The 17,815-nt window shown below is 73.1% G+C and carries 19 protein-coding genes; 12 read left to right on the top strand and 7 right to left on the bottom strand.

Features of this window, described 5'->3' with window-relative positions:
* The first annotated feature begins 78 nt into the window (after positions 1 to 78).
* The 5 genes from fabG (at position 79) to ACZ619_RS21280 (ending at position 4,952) form a co-directional block, all read left to right on the top strand.
* Complete coding sequence (gene fabG, locus ACZ619_RS21300) at positions 79 to 840, top strand: 3-oxoacyl-ACP reductase FabG (protein WP_469601059.1); 762 nt, start codon at positions 79 to 81, stop codon at positions 838 to 840.
* A 53-nt stretch (positions 841 to 893) separates the two neighbouring features.
* Complete coding sequence (locus tag ACZ619_RS21295) at positions 894 to 1,655, top strand: SDR family oxidoreductase (RefSeq protein WP_469601056.1); 762 nt, start codon at positions 894 to 896, stop codon at positions 1,653 to 1,655.
* 226 nt (positions 1,656 to 1,881) lie between these two features.
* Positions 1,882 to 3,459, top strand: coding sequence for an ABC transporter substrate-binding protein (locus ACZ619_RS21290; protein ID WP_469601053.1), 1,578 nt, complete (start codon positions 1,882 to 1,884; stop codon positions 3,457 to 3,459).
* Between the two features lie 92 nt (positions 3,460 to 3,551).
* Entirely contained in the window at positions 3,552 to 4,235 is a 684-nt protein-coding gene (gene ung / locus ACZ619_RS21285) for a uracil-DNA glycosylase (RefSeq protein ID WP_469601051.1), read from the top strand.
* A 204-nt stretch (positions 4,236 to 4,439) separates the two neighbouring features.
* Positions 4,440 to 4,952: a hypothetical protein gene (locus ACZ619_RS21280; RefSeq protein ID WP_469601048.1), complete on the top strand. Its 513-nt coding sequence runs from the start codon at positions 4,440 to 4,442 to the stop codon at positions 4,950 to 4,952.
* Between the two features lie 118 nt (positions 4,953 to 5,070).
* Here the strand turns inward: ACZ619_RS21280 and ACZ619_RS21275 are convergent, their stop codons facing one another.
* Both ACZ619_RS21275 and ACZ619_RS21270 read right to left on the bottom strand, forming a co-directional pair.
* Positions 5,071 to 5,544, bottom strand: coding sequence for a hypothetical protein (locus ACZ619_RS21275; protein ID WP_469601046.1), 474 nt, complete (start codon positions 5,542 to 5,544; stop codon positions 5,071 to 5,073).
* Between the two features lie 113 nt (positions 5,545 to 5,657).
* Positions 5,658 to 6,170, bottom strand: a complete 513-nt coding sequence (locus ACZ619_RS21270; RefSeq protein ID WP_469601044.1) for a DinB family protein — start codon at positions 6,168 to 6,170, stop codon at positions 5,658 to 5,660.
* A gap of 116 nt (positions 6,171 to 6,286) precedes the next feature.
* Here ACZ619_RS21270 and ACZ619_RS21265 point away from each other — a divergent pair, with 116 nt between their 5' ends.
* The gene (locus ACZ619_RS21265; protein WP_469601041.1) at positions 6,287 to 7,198 is read left to right on the top strand and encodes a Gfo/Idh/MocA family protein; all 912 of its coding nucleotides are present in this window, start codon (positions 6,287 to 6,289) and stop codon (positions 7,196 to 7,198) included.
* On the opposite strand, the gene lnt is transcribed toward ACZ619_RS21265, so the two are convergent.
* Together lnt and ACZ619_RS21255 are read right to left on the bottom strand one after the other, a co-directional pair.
* Positions 7,116 to 8,681 carry an apolipoprotein N-acyltransferase gene (lnt, locus tag ACZ619_RS21260; protein ID WP_469601038.1) on the bottom strand — a complete coding sequence of 522 codons (1,566 nt, stop codon included), beginning with the start codon at positions 8,679 to 8,681 and terminating at the stop codon, positions 7,116 to 7,118. The two genes, ACZ619_RS21265 and lnt, sit on opposite strands and share 83 nt — an antisense overlap.
* Positions 8,682 to 8,757: 76 nt before the next feature.
* A complete protein-coding gene (locus ACZ619_RS21255; RefSeq protein ID WP_469601035.1) occupies positions 8,758 to 9,243 on the bottom strand; it encodes a nuclear transport factor 2 family protein in 486 nt (161 codons plus the stop codon).
* Positions 9,244 to 9,674: 431 nt separating this feature from the next.
* Between ACZ619_RS21255 and ACZ619_RS21250 the strand changes: the two genes are divergently transcribed.
* The gene (locus ACZ619_RS21250; RefSeq protein ID WP_469601033.1) at positions 9,675 to 10,415 is read left to right on the top strand and encodes an SDR family oxidoreductase; all 741 of its coding nucleotides are present in this window, start codon (positions 9,675 to 9,677) and stop codon (positions 10,413 to 10,415) included.
* 13 nt (positions 10,416 to 10,428) lie between these two features.
* Here ACZ619_RS21250 and ACZ619_RS21245 read toward each other — a convergent pair whose 3' ends face one another.
* Positions 10,429 to 10,608: a hypothetical protein gene (locus ACZ619_RS21245; protein ID WP_469601030.1), complete on the bottom strand. Its 180-nt coding sequence runs from the start codon at positions 10,606 to 10,608 to the stop codon at positions 10,429 to 10,431.
* 453 nt (positions 10,609 to 11,061) lie between these two features.
* Complete coding sequence (locus ACZ619_RS21240; protein WP_469601027.1) at positions 11,062 to 11,886, bottom strand: helix-turn-helix domain-containing protein; 825 nt, start codon at positions 11,884 to 11,886, stop codon at positions 11,062 to 11,064.
* 135 nt (positions 11,887 to 12,021) lie between these two features.
* Here ACZ619_RS21240 and ACZ619_RS21235 point away from each other — a divergent pair, with 135 nt between their 5' ends.
* Entirely contained in the window at positions 12,022 to 12,729 is a 708-nt protein-coding gene (locus tag ACZ619_RS21235) for an alpha/beta fold hydrolase (RefSeq protein WP_469601024.1), read from the top strand.
* A 31-nt stretch (positions 12,730 to 12,760) separates the two neighbouring features.
* Positions 12,761 to 13,129: a nuclear transport factor 2 family protein gene (locus ACZ619_RS21230; protein ID WP_469601022.1), complete on the top strand. Its 369-nt coding sequence runs from the start codon at positions 12,761 to 12,763 to the stop codon at positions 13,127 to 13,129.
* 60 nt (positions 13,130 to 13,189) lie between these two features.
* Here ACZ619_RS21230 and ACZ619_RS21225 read toward each other — a convergent pair whose 3' ends face one another.
* A complete protein-coding gene (locus tag ACZ619_RS21225) occupies positions 13,190 to 14,065 on the bottom strand; it encodes an undecaprenyl-diphosphate phosphatase (RefSeq protein ID WP_469601019.1) in 876 nt (291 codons plus the stop codon).
* A 941-nt stretch (positions 14,066 to 15,006) separates the two neighbouring features.
* On the opposite strand from ACZ619_RS21225, the gene ACZ619_RS21220 reads away from it, so the two are divergent.
* From ACZ619_RS21220 to ACZ619_RS21210, 3 genes are read left to right on the top strand one after another with little or no spacing between them, the layout of a single operon-like run.
* Complete coding sequence (locus tag ACZ619_RS21220) at positions 15,007 to 16,164, top strand: Gfo/Idh/MocA family protein (RefSeq protein WP_469601016.1); 1,158 nt, start codon at positions 15,007 to 15,009, stop codon at positions 16,162 to 16,164.
* Positions 16,161 to 17,090 carry a DUF6807 domain-containing protein gene (locus ACZ619_RS21215; protein ID WP_469601013.1) on the top strand — a complete coding sequence of 310 codons (930 nt, stop codon included), beginning with the start codon at positions 16,161 to 16,163 and terminating at the stop codon, positions 17,088 to 17,090. Before ACZ619_RS21220 ends, ACZ619_RS21215 begins: the two co-directional genes overlap by 4 nt.
* Positions 17,084 to 17,812 carry a cupin domain-containing protein gene (locus ACZ619_RS21210; RefSeq protein WP_469601010.1) on the top strand — a complete coding sequence of 243 codons (729 nt, stop codon included), beginning with the start codon at positions 17,084 to 17,086 and terminating at the stop codon, positions 17,810 to 17,812. The genes ACZ619_RS21215 and ACZ619_RS21210 overlap by 7 nt, the downstream gene beginning before the upstream one ends.
* The last annotated feature ends 3 nt before the right edge of the window (positions 17,813 to 17,815 follow it).

Here is a 17,815-nt window from a genome sequence, read left to right as displayed (position 1 = left end):
AAGCGGTCGCTCACCGCGGCGGGGCGCCACGGGCGGGCCCCGCAGACCAGGTTCTCTCAAGGGCGAGGAGACACACCCATGTCCACCACTGAGCAGCGGGTAGCGGTCGTCACCGGTGCGGCGCGCGGCATCGGCGCCGCCACCGCCGTACGGCTGGCCGCCGAGGGCCGCGCGGTCGCCGTGGTCGACCTCGACGAGGCGGCCTGCAAGGACACCGTCGAGAAGATCACCGCGGCCGGCGGCACGGCGATCGCGGTCGGCGCCGACGTCTCCGACGAGGCCCAGGTCGCCGCCGCGATCACGCGGATCGTCGAGGAGCTGGGCGCCCCGACCATCCTGGTCAACAACGCCGGTGTGCTCCGCGACAACCTGCTGTTCAAGATGTCCGCCTCGGACTGGGACACGGTCCTGGGCGTCCACCTGCGCGGCTCCTTCCTGATGACCAAGGCCGTCCAGCAGCACATGGTCGAGGCCGGCTGGGGACGCGTGGTCAACCTGTCCTCCTCCTCCGCGCTCGGCAACCGCGGCCAGGCCAACTACTCCGCCGCCAAGGCCGGTCTCCAGGGCTTCACCAAGACCCTCGCCATCGAGCTCGGCAAGTTCGGCATCACCGCCAACGCCGTCGCCCCCGGCTTCATCGCCACCGAGATGACCAAGGCCACCGCCGAGCGCGTCAAGATGGGCTTCGAGGAGTTCAAGGCCGCCGCCGCCACCCAGATCCCCGTGCAGCGCGTCGGCGAGCCCGAGGACATCGCCAACGCCATCGCGTTCTTCACTGACGAGGCCGCCGGCTTCGTCTCCGGCCAGGTCCTGTACGTGGCCGGCGGGCCGCTGGACTAGCGGGCACCAGGAACTCTCCAGGGACTCATCAGGGACTATCGAGGATCACGGACATGACTGAACTGCCCGAGCCGTCCGGCAAGGTCGCCGTCGTCACCGGAGCGAGCCGCGGCATCGGCTACGGCGTCGCCGAGGCCCTGGTCGCCCGTGGCGACCGCGTCGCCATCACCGGCCGCAACGAGGACGCCCTCAAGGCGGCCGTCGAGAGCCTCGGCTCCGACCGGGTCATCGGCATCGCCGGCAAGGCGCACGACCTGGCCCATCAGACCGAGGTCGTCGAGCGCGCCATGGAGGTGTTCGGCCGCGTCGACTTCCTGGTCAACAACGCCGGCACCAACCCGGTGTTCGGCCCGATCGCCGACGTCGACCTGGACGTGGCCCGCAAGGTGTTCGAGACCAACGTGGTCTCGGCCCTCGGCTTCGCCCAGAAGACCTGGCACGCCTGGCAGAAGGACAACGGCGGCGCCATCGTCAACATCGCCTCCGTCGCGGGCCTTTCGGCCTCGCCGTTCATCGGCGCCTACGGCATCAGCAAGGCCGCGATGATCAACCTGACCCAGCAGCTGGCGCACGAGTTCGCGCCCCGGGTGCGGGTCAACGCGATCGCCCCGGCCGTCGTCAAGACCAAGTTCGCCGAGGCGCTGTACGAGGGCCGCGAGGCCGAGGCGGCCGCGGGCTACCCGCTCAAGCGGCTGGGCGTGCCCTCCGACATCGGCGGCACCGCCGCGTTCCTCACCTCCGGGCAGTCCGACTGGATCACCGGTCAGACGCTCGTCGTGGACGGCGGCATCTTCCTCAACGCCGGTGTCGCCTGACCGGACCTGCGGCACGTCACGCCGGGTGTCGTCTTCGTCACAGACAATTCCTCGCAGGGACGACGGAAACGACGCCCGGACGGCCGTACGAGATGCGCACAGGCGGATGACAACGTCGTCATAGCACATTCGATCAACGCCCGCGTTTCCGGGGTGGTTCCAGGCGGTCAACGCTCCGGTATGGTCTGCCGCCGACCCCTGGTGCGGCGGATCGAGGAGTGTGCGCGTGTTCAACCGGAACCGAGGCCTGCGAAGAGCGGCTGCGGTCGCGTCCATATCCCTGGTGGCCGGGTGCGGCGTCTTCGACGGCGCCGGCGCGGGGGACAGCGGGCCGATCGTCGTCGGGACCACCAGCGCCCCCAGCACCCTCGATCCCGCCGGATCCTGGGACGGCTCCTGGGAACTGTTCCGGAACATCTACCAGACCCTGCTGGCCTACCCCGACGGCGCCACCACCCCGCAGCCCGACGCCGCCCGCAGCTGCGCCTTCACGGACTCCGGCAACCGCACCTACCGCTGCGAACTGCGCTCCGGCCTGAAGTTCGCCGACGGCGACCCGCTCGACGCCGCGGCCGTGAAGTACTCCATCGACCGGATCCGCGCCATCAACGCGCCCAGCGGTCCCGCCGGACTCCTCGGCAGCCTCGACCGGGTGCAGGTGCTCGGCGAGCGCGAGGTGGTCTTCCACCTCGACAAGGCCGACGCCACCTTCCCGTTCGTCCTCGCCACCCCGGCCATGTCCCTCGTCGACCCCGACGACTACCCCGCCCACTCGCTGCGCAAGGACGACTCGGTGCACGGCTCCGGGCCGTACACCCTCAAGTCGTACCAGGACGGCGAGAAGGCCGAACTCGTCCGCAACGACAACTACCAGGGCTTCGCCGACCGGCAGAACGACGCGGTGACCATCCGCTACTTCCACGACTCGGCCACCATGGTCAAAGCGCTGCGGTCCGGGGACATCGACGTCACCTACCGCGGCCTCGCCGCCTCCGACATCGTCGCCCTGCAACGGCACACCGACACCGACCTGCAACTGGTCGACGGCGCCGGCACCGACATCAGCTACCTGGTGTTCAACCCCGAGGACCCGTGGGCCAAACAGCCCGCCGTGCGCAAGGCCGTCGCCCAGCTCGTCGACCGCTCGGCCATCGCCCACAAGGTGTACAAGGACACCGTCGACCCGCTCTACTCCATGGTCCCGGCGGGCCTCACCGGCCACACCACCGGCTTCTTCGACGACTTCGGCGACCCCAGCACCTCCAAGGCCCACAAGATCCTCGCCGACGCAGGCATCACCCAGCGGGTCCCGCTCACCTTCTGGTACACCAGCGACCGCTACGGCTCCGAGACCGGGCAGATGTTCCAGGAGCTCAAGCAGCAGCTGGAGGACTCGGGCCTGTTCACCATCACCCTCAGGACCCGGCCCTGGAAGACCTACGTGGTCGGCTACCAGAAGGGCGAGTACCCGGTCTTCGGACGCGGCTGGTTCCCGGACTTCCCCGACGCGGACAACTTCATCGCCCCGTTCGTCGGCCGGCAGAACGCCCTCGGCACGCCCTACCCGGCACCCGTGATCACCGGGAAGCTGCTGCCCGAGTCCCGCCGCGAGAGCGACCGCGCCGAGGTCGTCAAGCAATTCGAGGACGCCCAGCAGATCCTCGTCAACGACACCCGGCTGATCCCGCTGTGGCAGGGGCGGCAGTACGTCGCGGCCACCGACGACGTCTCCGGCGGCGAACGGGCGCTCGACCCGTCGACGATCATGATGATGTGGGAGCTGCACCGCAAGACCAGTTGGTGAGGCGGGAGCGGGCACCGGTTGTCAGTGGTCGCCTGTAGGTTCTTGGGCATCAGCAGGAACCGCAAGTGACCGCAATTCGTGAGGACGTTGACGTGACCGACATCGCCATGCTGCCCGAGTCCTGGCGCGGGGTTCTGGGCGACGAGCTGCAGCAGCCCTACTTCAAGGAGCTGGCCGAGTTCGTCGAGGAGGAGCGGGCGAACGGACCCGTCTACCCGCCGCGCGAGCAGGTCTTCGCCGCGCTGGAGGCGACGCCGTACGACCGGGTCAAGGTGCTGGTGCTCGGCCAGGACCCGTACCACGGCGAGGGCCAGGGGCACGGCCTGTGCTTCTCCGTCCGCCCCGGTGTGAAGACCCCGCCGTCCCTGCGCAACATCTACAAGGAGATGAAGGAGGAGCTGGGCCTGGAGGTGCCGGACAACGGCTACCTGATGCCGTGGGCCCAGCAGGGCGTGCTGCTGCTCAACGCGGTCCTCACGGTCCGCGCGGGCGAGGCCAACTCGCACAAGGGCAAGGGCTGGGAGAAGTTCACGGACGCGGTGATCCGCGCGGTGGCCGAGCGCCCCGACCCGGCGGTCTTCGTCCTGTGGGGCAACTACGCCCAGAAGAAGCTCCGGCTGATCGACGAGACCCGGCACGTGGTGGTCCAGGGCGCGCACCCGTCCCCGCTGTCCGCGAAGAAGTTCTTCGGCTCCCGCCCCTTCACCCAGATCGACGAGGCGGTCGCGGCCCAGGGTCACGAGGCCATCGACTGGCGCATCCCCAACCTGGGCTGAGCCCGTCCCCGACACCGTCATCGACCCCGGCCGGACCGAGGGGGCGGCCCGGCCGGGGCCGGGAGGAGGGGGCGTGCGGGCGGCCCGGCCCCGGGCGTTGGGACAGGCGGGCGGGGGACACGGCGGGCCGCGGGGGATGAGCCCGAAGAAGTGACCGGCGGCCGTTAGCGTCGGACGGGTCGGGCGAGGAGTGCGGAGGGCGCGGTGGCGGAGCGACAGGAGCGGACGGCACCGGATGCCCTGCTCACACGGATCGGCCAGGTCGTGATGCTGCATCACGGCGGTGACCGCGAGGAGGCCCGCCGGCGCCTGCTCGACCTGTGGACGGAGCTGGGCGAGAACGGCGACCCGCTGCACCGCTGCACCCTCGCCCACTACCTCGCCGACACCCAGGACGACCCGGCCGACGAACTCGCCTGGGACCTCAGGGCGTTGTCGGCGGCCGACGAGGCCGAGGAGACGGCCGCGGAGCCGGGCGCGGTGCGCGGCTTCTACCCCTCCCTGCATCTGAACCTCGCCGCCGACTACGTCAAGCTCGGCCGCCCCGAGGCCGCCCGCACCCATCTGCGCCGGGCCCGCGGCGCGGCCGGCGCCCTCGCCGACGACGGCTACGGCAACGGGGTCCGGGCCGCGATCGGCCGACTGGAGCTGCGGCTCGGGGACGACGGCACACCCGGCGGCGACTCCTGGGGACCGCCGCGACAGCGGCCCGAGTAGAACCGGCGGCGGGCCGCGGCGGGCAGGGCAGGAGCGGGCCGCGGCGGGCAGCAGTGGAGTGCCGCGGGGTGCAGCCGGCCGCCGAGGGGTGCCGCGGGCCGTCGGGAGGGGTGCTGCCTCAACGGCCGTACGTCTGCTCGCAGATCCGTGCCTGCGGGCTGTCCGCGGGCCAGCTGCCGTACTGCCTGCCGAGGGCGCACACGTCGGGGGCCTTCGGCACGGACCGGGTGACGTCGGGTGCGCCGGCGCCCGGGGTGCGGGCCCGGTGCGGGTGGGGGTGCGGGGCGGCGGCGCGCGGCTCCCGCGCCTGCCGACGGGGCTGGGCCGGGGGCTGGGCCGCCGGGGTGTGCGGGGCCGGGTCCGCGGGGCGGTGCGGGGCGCGGGACGGGCCCATCATCTCCAGGGCCTCCTTCACCGGCGCCTGCACCACCTTCGGCTCGGTGCTGCCGTCCGGGCGGGGCACCGACGGCAGCGAGGCCGCCGTACCCGCCGGCGGTCCGGGCGCGGCCGGACGCTGGACCGCCACGCACCCGGAGAGGGCCGAGACGGTCACGGTGACCAGGAGCGCTGCGGTGGTCGTCGTTCGATGCACCCGCGCAACTCTGCTGGGTCCGCGGGCGGATCGGCACCGCCGACCGGACGTTGCGGCACCCGCCCGGGTGATCTCGTTCCCCCTACGTGTGACGGGCGCCCGCGCGGCTGACGTCAGTCGCCGGTCGCGCCGTCGATGCGCTCGCGGATCAGGTCGGCGTGGCCGTTGTGCCGGGCGTACTCCTCGATCATGTGGGTGTGGATCCAGCGCAGGCTGATCCGCTCGCCGGTACGGCGGTGCCGGCCCTCGGAGAGGTCGTCCAGGCCGAAGCCGGCCGCGCGGCGCCGGGCCGCCCCGATCTCGGCCTGCCAGACCTCGTACGTCTCCTGCCAGGTCTCCGTCCCGCCGAGGTGGAACTCGCCGTCGGGGTCGGCGTCGCTGAAGTGGAGCGGCGGCGCGTCCTCGTCGGTGAGCACCCTGCGGTACCAGGACCGCTCCACGTCGGCCATGTGCCGCACCAGCCCCAGGAGGGTCAGCGGCGACGGCGGCACGGAGGCGGTCCTGAGCTGCTCGTCGGTCAGACCCTCGCACTTCACCGCGAGCGTCTGCCGGTGGAACTCCAGCCAGTCCTCCAGCATGGTGCGTTCGGGGGCGTCGACGGCGGGCATGCGGCGTTCGGTGGTCATACCCGGCATTCTGGTGCAGCCCCGCCCGGTCCACCACGGAATATCGCCCGTATGCTTCCGCACAGGCACGCACGCGTAGGCACCCGCACGCGTGGGCCACCGCGAGGGGAGCACCCGTGAAGGTCGGCTGCATCGGACTCGGCGACATCGCGCAGAAGGCGTACCTGCCGGTGCTCGGCGCGCTGCCGGGGGCCGAACTCCACCTCCAGACCCGCACCCCCGCCACCCTCGCCCGGGTCGCCGACAGCCTCCACCTGCCCGCCGGCCACCGCCACACCACCCTCGACGGACTCCTCGCCCAGGGCCTGGACGCCGCCTTCGTGCACGCGCCGACGGGCGCCCACCCGGAGATCGTCACCCGCCTGATCGAGGCCGGCGTACCGACGTACGTCGACAAGCCGCTCGCCTACCGGCTCGACGACTCCGCCCGCCTGGTGGCGCTCGCCGAGGAACGGAACGTGTCGCTGTTCGTCGGCTTCAACCGGCGTCACGCCCCCGGCTACACCCAGTGCGCCGACCATCCGCGCGAGCTGATCCTCATGCAGAAGAACCGCGTCGGGCTGCCCGAGGAGCCCCGCACGATGATCCTCGACGACTTCATCCACGTCGTCGACACCCTGCGCTTCCTGGCCCCCGGCCCCGTCGACGACGTGACGGTCCGCGCCCGCGTCGCCGACGGCCTGCTGCACCACGTGGTCCTCCAGCTGGCCGGGGAGGGCTTCACCGCGATCGGCGTGATGAACCGGCTCAGCGGCTCCGCCGAGGAGATCCTGGAGGTCTCCGGGCAGGACACCAAGCGCCAGGTGCTGAACCTCGCCGAGGTCGTCGACCACAAGGGGCAGCCGACGGTCCGGCGGCGCGGCGACTGGGTGCCGGTCGCCCGGCAGCGCGGTATGGAACAGGCCGTGCTGACCTTCCTCGACGCGGTCCGCGCCGGCAAGGTGCTCAGTGCCCGTGACGCGCTGGCGACTCACGAACTGTGCGAGCGGGTGGTACGAGAGGTCGGGCGCCGCCCCGGCGCAGCCTGACCGCCCGCAGCCCCTCGCCGAGGCAGTAGACCGCCAGCACCAGCAGCGCGCCGTCCACCGGCCAGTCCCCGAACCGCACGAACGGCGTGACACCGTGCGCGACCGGAACCTCGTAGACCCGCGCGGTGCTCGCGTCCGTGCCCAGCCAGGGGCCGATGCGCCCGCCGTCCGGGCCGTACACGGCGGACACCCCGGTCAGCGTGGCGTGGACCATCGTGCGCCCGGTCTCGGCGGCCCGCAGCGCGGCCAGCGAGGCGTGCTGCTCGGGGGCCCAGCTGTGCTGGAACGTGGAGGTCGAGGACTGCCCGACCAGCACCCCGGCGCCGTCCTGCGCGAGATGCCGGCTCATGTCGGGGAAGGCCGTCTCGAAGCAGATCAGCGGGCCGACGCGCAGTCCGTGGCCGACGTCCATCACCACCTGCCCGCTACCGCGCCGCCGGTCCTCGCCGGCCGCCTTGCCCACCGAGGTGGCCCAGCCGAACAGCGAGCGGGCCGGGATGTACTCGCCGAACGGGACCAGCCGCATCTTGTCGTACCGGTCCCCGGTCGGTCCGTCCGGGCCCACCAGGAGGGAGCTCTTGTAGATCCCGGGCCGGTCCGAGCGCCGGGCGTCGACGTTGACCAGGATGTCCGCGCCGGTCTCCCGCGACAGCGCGGCGATGCGCTTCGCCAGGTCGGGCCGGTCCCCGAGGTCGAAGCCGACACTGCTCTCGCCCCAGACGATCAGGTCCGGGTGCTGCTCGGCCAGTTGCCGGGTCAGCCGCTCCTCGCGGTCGAAGCGGCGGTCGCCGCCGTCCAGGACCCCGGGCTGTACGACGGCGATCCGGACGTGACCGGTCACCTCCGGGCGCGGCGACCACGCCCAGGCGGCGGAGGTCGCGGCGGCCGTGGCCACCAGCGAGGCGACCGCCGGCACCCGGGCCTCGCGCACGGCGAGGAGCACGGCGACGGCCACGTTCACCGCGACCACCAGGAAGCTCAGCAGCCACACCCCGCCGACCGACGCCAGCCGCAGCGCCGGAGTCACCTGCCACTGCGTGGCGCCGAGCATGCCCCAGGGTCCGCCGAGGCCCTGCCAGGACCGCACCAGCTCCACCAGCAGCCAGCCCGAGGGCAGCACCAGCAGCGCCACCACGCCGCGCCCCGGCGAGGGCACACCGCCGAGCAGCCGGCGCACCAGCCAGCCCCAGGGCGCCCAGAGCAGACTCAGCAGCCCCGCTATCAGGAAGATGAAGACGTGCAGGCTCGGCAGCAGCCAGTGGTGCACGGCGATCATGAACCCGAACCCGCCGCACCAGCCGTCGTACGCCGCCCGCCGCCCGGTCGGCGCCGAGCGGGCCAGCAGCAGCCACGGGACCAGCGCGACGTAGGCGAACCACCACAGGGAGGGCGCGGGGAAGGCCAGTACGGGCAGGGCGCCGGCGAGCGCCCCGGCGCAGGACCGCCGCCACGGGGAGGTCAGCCAGCGCTCGACGGTCCTCATGCGTCGCCTCCTGCCTGCGGGTCCCTCCAGTGTGCGTGACCGGGAGGGATCTCCGACAGGGGGCACGGGAGCGGGCTCAGTCGGGTACGGCCGCCGCGCGCGGGGCGGGCAGCCTGCGCCACTTCTCCTCGACGACGACCTGCCGCAGCCGCCAGCCGTCCGCGGTGCGCAGCAGCGTGAACGCGTAACGGCCGCCGCACACGAGATCGGGGGCCGTGGCGCCGGCGTCGCCGTCCGCGAAGCGCATGGGGTTGAGATAGTCGGCCCGCACCCGGGCGGTGTCCCCGGTGTCGTGCTCCAGGACGCCGAACCGCACCAGCCGGTTGACGATCAGATGCTGCCGCATCGAGAACAGCGCGAGACTCTCCGCGAGCCACCCGGCCACCCGTCCGGCGTCCCCCTCGATCCCCCCGGCGGACCGGTAGTCGGCCCGCCCGTCCGCGGTGAACAGTCCGCGGTACGCCGCCCAGTCGCCGTCGTCGACGGCCACCGCGTACGCGGTGACCACCTCGTCCACGGCCAGCCGGTCCATCACGGTCGCGAGCTCCACACGCTGCGTCATCGGCACAGTGTTGGGCACGGGACGGACACAGCCAAGGGGTGCGCGCGATATTCGGCGATGTTCGAACGCCGCCGACCACCGGGGACGGGCCGCCGGGGTCCGGGTCAGGAGGCGGGACGGCTGCCTGCTCCGTTCCGGTGCGCACGGGGAGCGATGGCGGCACCTCTCCCGCCCCGACCGCCCAACGCCCGCCCCTCGCCCTCAGGACGGAGGGTCGCCGTGCCGACCGGCCGTCATCTGCGGCCGTGGAGCCGCGGTCCCGGGGAGCCGTGGGCCCGTGGAGCCGTGGGCCCGTCGACCCGCGGTCCCGGGGAGCCGCGGTCCGGTGGAGCCGTGGGCCCGAGGGCGGTCGTGGTGACGGTGGCGCGGCGCGGCGCGGGGGCTGCCACGGCCGTAGGATCCTGGTTCCCGTCCGGTTCCAGGAGGTTCGCATGGCACGTCCCGTCACGGTGGTCACCGGCGGCAGTCGCGGTATCGGCGCCGCGACCTGCCTGCGGCTCGCGGCCGACGGACACGATCTCGTGATCGGGTACCTCCGGGACGCCGACGCCGCCGAGGAGGTCGCCGAGGGGGCGCGGAAGGCCGGCGCGCGGGCGGTCGCCGTAGCGGTGGACACGGCGGCGGAAGCGGACGTGGAGCGGCTCTTCGACACCGCGCAGGAGCGGCTGGGACCGGTCACGGGACTGGTCAACAACGCCGCCGTGACCAGCCCGTTCGGGCGGCTGGCCGATGCGGCGACCGAGGATCTGCGGCGGGTCGTGGAGGTCAACCTGCTGGGCACGCTGCTGTGTTCGCGGCGGGCGGCGCGGCTGATGGTGCCGCGGGGGAGCGGTGCGATCGTGAACGTGTCCTCGGCGGCGGCCACGCTCGGCAGCCCCGGCGAGTACGTCCACTACGCGGCGACCAAGGCGGCCGTCGACGCGCTGACCGTGGGCCTCGCCAAGGAACTCGGCCCGGACGGCGTCCGGGTCAACGCGGTGGCGCCCGGTGTGATCGACACGGAGATCCACGCGGCGATGGGCGAACCCGGGCGGGCCGAACGGGTCGGTGCCGGAACGCCGTTGGGCCGGGCCGGCCGGCCCGACGAGATCGCCGCCGCGATCGCCTGGCTGCTGTCGCCGGAGGCCTCCTACACCACGGGCGCGGTGCTCCGGGTCTCCGGCGGGCGCTGAACCCCGCCGCCGGTCAGGCCGCCTCGATGATCCGCTCGCGGATCGCCTCGGCCCACTCGACCACCAACAACTCGTACTCCGACCGCTCCTGGGCCGACAGGGTGCCGCCCGCTCGCAGCCACAGCGCCCGGATGTGCTCGTTGACCTCGGCCGCGGAACGCACGGAACCAGGGGTTCGGGAATCGGGGGACATGCGTTCCAGCGTAGGGGCAAGAACTGACGGTGCGCTACCGGGCCGCTACGCAGACCGTATGGGGTTGGTCACGGGTGACACGGTCCCTGGGCGGTCGGGCCGTGGCATGTGCCGGGCGGGCAGTCCGGCCGCGAGCGGGCGCAGGAGCCGCTGGCCGGGGCCTTCGTGCCCACCTGGGCCGTGACGACGGCCCCGGACACCAACGGGAGCGGCCCCGCCAGGGGTTGGCCGAGATCAGCCGCCCGGCTACTCGGCAAGTCCGCCCTACCGCCCGGCCGCTCGGCAAGTCCGCCCGCCCGCCAGGCCAGTCCGTCCGACCGCTCGGCCACTCGGCAAGTCCGCTCGACCACTCGCCCGCCCGACCGGCCGTCCGCCGGTCCTGCCCCAGCCCTGCGCTGCCCTGCCCTGCCCTGTGTGTCCTCGCTCTGCGCGTCCTCGCTCTGCGCGTCCGGCTCACGCGGTGCGCAGTGCCGAGGCGAGCAGCGCCAGCTTCTCGGCGCTGTCGCTGCCCGGGTCCGGGTGGTAGACGACGAGCGTCTGTCCCGTCGTCCCGCTGACGCCCAGCCGTTCCCGGTTCAGCCACAGGCCTCCGACCCCGGGATGGTCGAGGTGCTTGGCGGCGCCCTCGCACGCGGCGATGTCGTGGCGGGCCCAGAGCCTGCTGAACTCCGGGCTGGACAGGGAGAGTTCGCCGACCAGCTCGATGACCCGGGGGTCGTCCGCGTCCGCCCCGACGGACTTGCGGAAGCCGGCCACCATGCCCGCGCCGGCGTCCGTCCAGTCCGGGTACAGGGCCTGCTCGGCGGGGTCGAGGAAGGTGTCCCGCAGCCGGTTGGAGCCCACCCGCAGCCGCGGTGACAGGGCGGTCGCCAGGGCGTTGACGGCGAGGACGTCGAAGTAGCGGCCCTCGACCAGCGCGGGCAGCGGCAGCGCGGCGACGAGCTGCGCGACCCCGGGCGGAACCGTCTCCCGGCGGGACCGGCGCCGGCGCCGGCGCGGTGTCCCGGCGCCGAGGCCCAGCAGGTACGCCGTCGCGTGCTCGTCGAGGCGCAGCACCCGGGCGAGGGACTCCAGGACCTGGACGGAGGGGTTGCGGTCGCGGCCCTGCTCCAGGCGCAGGTAGTAGTCGGCGCTGATGCCGGCGAGCATCGCGACCTCCTCCCGGCGCAGACCGGGCACCCGCCGTACCCCGAGCACCGGGATGCCGACCTGCTCGGGCGTGACGAGCTCGCGGCGGGCCCGCACGTACGCGCCCAGCAGGTTCGGTTCACCGGTCATCCCCCCACCGTAATCCGGCCCACCGCTCCCGTGCCTGGTCCTGTCACCCCCAGGATCGGCGGGGCTCTGCCTCGGCCGGGTCCGACGCGGAAGCGTGCTCGGCGAACGATCACGAGCACCCTGAGGAGCACGGTCATGTCCACATATCTGCTGGTACACGGTGCCTGGCACAGCGGGGAGGTCTGGGAGCGGGTCACGTCGCGGCTGACGGCCGCGGGGCACCGGGCGTACGCGCCTTCCCTCACCGGCCACGGCGACCGGGCGCATCTGCTCGGTCCCGGCGTCGGCCTTGACACGCACGTCGACGACGTCGTGCGGCTGATCACGGAAGAGGACCTCACGGAGGTGGTCCTCGTGGGACACAGCTACGCGGGACTGGTCGTCTCCGCCGCCGCCCACCGGGTCCCCGACCGCGTCGGCCACCTGGTCTACCTCGACGCGATGGTCCCGGACCACGGGGAGAGCGCGGTCGACGTCCAGCCCCTGTCCCGGGCCCTGATCGAGAGCGCGCTGGCGTCCGAGAGCGGGTGGCGGGTCCCGCCGATGCCCGAACTCCCGCCGCCGTACGGCCTGTTCGGGGTCACCGACCCGGCGGACACGGCCTGGCTGCGGAGCCTGTTGTCCGACCAGTCGGTGCGCTGCCTCCAGCAGCCGGTACGCCTGGACAACCCCGCGGCGGACACGATCCCGCGGACCCACATCCACTGCACGGCCGGCGTGCCCGAGGGCATCGTCCGCCGCAAGGTGCCCGGCACCGAGCAGGTGCGGCAACTGCCCACCGGCCACGACTGCATGATCACCATGCCGGGCGAACTCACCGCCCTGCTGCTGGAACTGGGCTGATCCGGACGGCGGCCACCCGTAGGGTCGCCGTATGACGTACGACGACCAGCGGGCGGTGCAGGCTGCCATCGACGCGGAGTTGCGCCTCCTCGACCCCGGGGTACGTGCTTCTCCACACCTCGTCCTGGCGCTGCTCGACCCGGAGTTCACCGAGGTCGGGGCGTCCGGCAGACGCTGGGACACGACGTCGGTCCTCACGGTCACCGGCGACGGCTCGGTGTCCCCCGACTCACCGGTCGAGGTGAGCGAGATGTCCGGGACCGTACTGGCCCCGGACATCGTCCACCTGACGTACCTCACCGACCACCGGGGCCGCCGCGTCTGGCGCACCTCCCTGTGGCGCCTGACGGCGACGGGCTGGCGCATGTACTACCACCAGGGCACCCCGGCCGCCGAGTGAGAAGCGAATCCGCGCGGCCGCCCTGCGAGCGGGGCGGAACGATCCGCCTGAGCTCTTGAGCTAGCCCGCCGACTCCGCCGCGTGCGGGCTGAGGACGTCCGCCGAGACCAGGGCGATGATGACGATGCCGAGGGCGATGCGGTACCAGACGAACGGCATGAAGCTCTTGTTGGAGATCCACTTCATGAACCAGGCGATCACCGCGTAGCCGGACGCGAACGCGATCACCGTCGCGAACAGGGTCGGGCCCCAGGCCACATGGCCCTCGCCCACCGAGTCCTTCACCTCGAACGCACCGGAGGCCAGCACCGCCGGGATGGCGAGCAGGAAGGAGTAACGTGCGGCCGCCTCACGGCGGTAGCCCATGAACAGGCCGCCGCTGATCGTGGCGCCGGAGCGGGAGACGCCCGGGATGAGGGCGCAGGCCTGGCAGAAGCCGAAGATCAGACCGTCCCTGATGCCGAGGTTCTCCAGCGTCTTGCGCTGCTTGGGCGTGCGGTGCTTGCCGCCGTTCTCGTCGCGCGCGGCGAGCCGGTCGGCGACGCCGATCACGATGCCCACGACGATCAGCATCGTTGCCGTGATACGCAGATCGCGGAACGGGCCCTCGATCTGGTCCTTGAGGGTCACGCCCAGCAGGCCGATCGGGATCGAGCCGACGATCACCAGCCAGCCCATCTGGGCGTCGTGGTCCTGCCGCATCGCCTTGTTGAACAGCGACCGGAACCAGGCCGAGATGATCCGCCCGATGTCCTTGCGGAAATAGATCAGCACCGCGGCCTCCGTGCCGATCTGCGTGATCGCCGTGAAGGCCGCTCCCGGGTCCTGCCAGCCGGAGAACGCGGCGGTCAGACGCAGGTGCGCGCTGGAGGAGACGGGCAGGAACTCGGTCAGCCCCTGGACGAGGCCGAGGACCAGCGATTCAAACCAAGACATGAAGGTACGGCGTCCCAGAGGTGAGAGAGGGGCTGGCGGACGCGCGAGCGCGCGTGATCATGCGTGTGCAACGGCAGCGTAGCGGGCCGGTATGACAGCGCGGACACAGGGGGTTGGGCCGGGACCGTAGCGACGACCGAACCGTTCGGCGGACCGGACAGCTGCGGGGCACGACGAGCACGGCCCGTGACGAACGGGGGCGGGGCGGGGCGGCGGACAGAGCGCGCAAGGGGTGCGGAGGGAACGGGGAGGGAGCGCGGAGGTGGTGGCTTGGCCTGTTGCCGAATGGGAAGACGCATCGAGTGGCGCGGGGGTGCGGGGGAGGCGCGGGAGTGCAATGACGCGGCGGGACGGCGATGGCAGACGCTGGAAGGCGGACGGCACGCGGCGGACGGCACGCGGCGGACGGCGGACGGCGGAAGGCGCCGCAGACCGCCCGGTGCGTCCACCCGTCGGATGGTGCGGCGGCGGTGAGCATGACGGCAGGCGCGGTGGCCGGGCGGTGGGGCGCCGGGGTGGAGAGGTGGCGAGGTGGAGAGGTGGTGGCGCGATGACAAGGCAGCGAGGGGAGGCGTGGCGGTGCGCCGACGCCGGGCGGGCCCATCGCCGGGACGCCGGGCAGCGGCCGACATGGTGGTGGAAGGGGCGGCGCGGCGGGCATGGTCGCTCGGTGGTGACCGGTGCGTGCGCCCGTCCCGCGCCCGGCGTGAGGAGTGTGTGGTGCGGGCGCCGAGAGGTGTCGCTAGCGCTTGCTCGGCCCCGGTACGCCCCCGTGATCCGGCGCCCGACACTCATGGGGTGTTGACCGGTCAGGGCACCGCCGCTTACGTTTCCCCAGGAGAAAGCGCTTGCTCCCGCACATCGGGGTGTGGGTACGGCGCATTCGGGCGACGGTGCGCGCCCATCGTCGGTACACGCCCCGAGGAGTGCTGATCACGTCCATGCCCCGCACGCCCCTTTCCGCGGCTCCCTTCACCGGCCGGCGCATCCGGGTCGCCGTCGTAGGCGCCGGCGCCATCGGGCGCGGCTCCCATCTGCCCGCGCTCGCCCAGCTGGCCGCCGAGGGCGAGACCGAGATCGTCGCCGCCGTCGACATCGATGCCAACGCCGTCGAGGCGATGTGTGCCGAGGCCGGCGTTCCGCACGCCTACACCGACCTGGACCGGATGCTTGAGGAGCAGCGGCCCGACCTGGTCACCATCGGCACCCCGCCGACCCTGCACAAGGCGCAGACGATCGCCGCCCTGCGGGCCGGTGCCTGGGTGTGGTGCGAGAAGCCGCCCGTGCCGTCGCTCGCCGACTTCGACGAGATCGAGGCGGAGGAGGGCGCCGACGGCGGGCCGTACGCCTCGATCGTCTTCCAGCACCGCTTCGGCTCCGCCGCCACCCACGTGCGCCGGCTGCTGGCCGAGGGGGCGCTCGGCCGTCCGCTGGTCGCCCACTGCCAGACCACCTGGTACCGGGACACCGCTTACTACGCCGTGCCCTGGCGGGGCCGCTGGGCGACCGAGGGCGGCGGCCCGGCCATGGGCCACGGCATCCACCAGATGGACCTCCTGCTCGACCTGCTCGGGCCGTGGGGCGAGGTGCGCGCGATGGCCGGCCGGCTGGTGCACGACGTGGAGACCGAGGACGTCTCCACCGCCCTGGTCCGGTTCGCCGACGGCGCCCTGGCGACCGTCGTGAACAGCGTGCTCAGCCCCGACGAGGTCAGCCGCATCCGCATCGACTGCGAGCGCGCCACCGTCGAACTGACCCATCTGTACGGCCACTCCAACGACAACTGGCGCATCACCCCGGCCCCCGGCGTCCCCGCCGAGGAGGCGGCCGCCTGGCAGGACTTCGGCCCGGACGTGCCCAGCTCGCACCTGGCCCAGCTGCGCGAGCTGGTCGCCAGCATGCGTGCGGGGGAGCGGCCGCGCAGCAGCGGTGCCGACGGGCGCACCAGCCTGGAGCTGATCACCGCGCTGTACAAGTCGGCGTTCACCGACACCACCGTCCGCGCGGGCGAGATCGGTCCGGGCGATCCTTATTACACGGCCCTGCACGGCGGCGCCCCCGGCTGGGCGCCGGTCGAGCGCGAGGAGGTGTCCGCGTGAGCGGCGAGCTGCGGATCACGCACGCCCACGGCGACCGGATCACGGTGACCGAGCCGGTCACCGGGGTCCAGCTCTTCGCGTACGTCTACCGGCCCGAGGCCGCCTGGGAGGCGCCGCGGCCGTACCTGCACCCGGTGCGGACCCTCGCCGGGGACGTCGTCACCGACTACCGGCCCAACGACCACCGCTGGCACAAGGGCCTCTCGCTGACCGCCTCGCACCTGTCCGGCGCGAACCTGTGGGGCGGCAACTCCTATGTCCATGGAGAGGGTTACCTCGCGATCCCGGAGCGGGTCGGCTCGATGCGGCACGCCGGCTTCGACGAGCTGTCCTCGGACGGGGACCGTCTGGTCATCGCGGAACGGCTGACCTGGCACCCGTACGACGGGACGCTGTGGGCGGACGAGCGGCGCCGCGTCGAGGTCCATGACGTCGACCCCGACTCCGGCTCCTGGGCGCTGACCTGGGCCAGTGAGATCACCAACCGCCGTGACGAACCGCTGCTGTTCGGCAGCCCCACCACGGCCGGGCGCGAACAGGCGGGCTACACCGGCCTGTTCTGGCGCGGTCCGCGTGCCTTCCGGGACGGCCGGATCATCGGCCCGCAGGACGAGGGCCCGCAGCTGATGGGCTCCCAGTCCTCCTGGCTGGCCCTGTCCGGCGAGCACGACGGCGCCGACGGCCACGCCACGGTCCTCTTCGAGCACGCCCCGGAGAACGACCACCGGGGCACGGAAGGCGCCCACCCCGCCCACTGGTTCGTGCGCAACGACCCGTTCGCCGGCATCGCCCCCTCCTGGTCCTTCCACGACGAACTGGAACTGGCCCCCGGGGACACCCTCCGGCGCCGCTACCGGGTCGTCGTCGCCGACGGCGCCTGGGAGCGCGACGACATCGCCAAGTACCTGGAGGCGCATCCGTGGTGAGTGGCGGGGAGTCCGGGTCCGCCGGGCTGCCGGGCGGGGTCGCGGTCTCGCGCCTGTGCGTGTACGACTGGCCGGCCGCCGACGGCGTGCGCGGCGGAACTCCCCATCTGCACCTGACCTGTTCGGAGGCGTACGTCGTCACGGGCGGCCGGGGCGCGGTGCAGACGCTCACCACCTCCGGGTACGAGGTCACGCCCCTCGTGCCCGGCACGGTCGCCTGGTTCACGCCGGGCACCGTCCACCGCCTCGTCAACGAGGACGACCTGCGCATCACCGTGCTGATGCAGAACAGCGGGCTCCCGGAGGCCGGCGACGCGGTGCTCACCCTGCCGCCCGAGTACCTGACGGACCCGCAGACGTACGCCGCGGCGACCGCCGTTCCCGCCGACGCGCCTCAGGCCGAGCGGGAGCGGATCGTCCGCGCCCGCCGCGATCTGGCCCTGGAGGGCTACCGAGCCCTCCGCCAGGCCGCCGGACCCGAGCCGCTGGCCGCCTTCCACCGGGCCGCCGCGGCGCTCGTGCGGCCCCGGCTCGCGGAGTGGCGCGAGCGCTGGCGGCGCGGTGCGCTGGCCGCCGCCGAGGCGACGGGGGAGCAGCTCGACCGCCTGGAGAAGGGCGATCACGGCCACCTCTCGCAGGCCGCGGTGCGGTCCGAACAGCCCTACGAGCTGGGCCGGTTCGGGATGTGCGGGCGGCTCGACGTGTACCGCCAGGGGCAGTAGCGC

The sequence above is a fragment of the Streptomyces sp. NPDC104367 genome, assembly GCF_055583825.1.
Note: the sequence above shows the minus strand (reverse complement) of the source record. Positions and strands in the feature narration are given on the sequence as shown.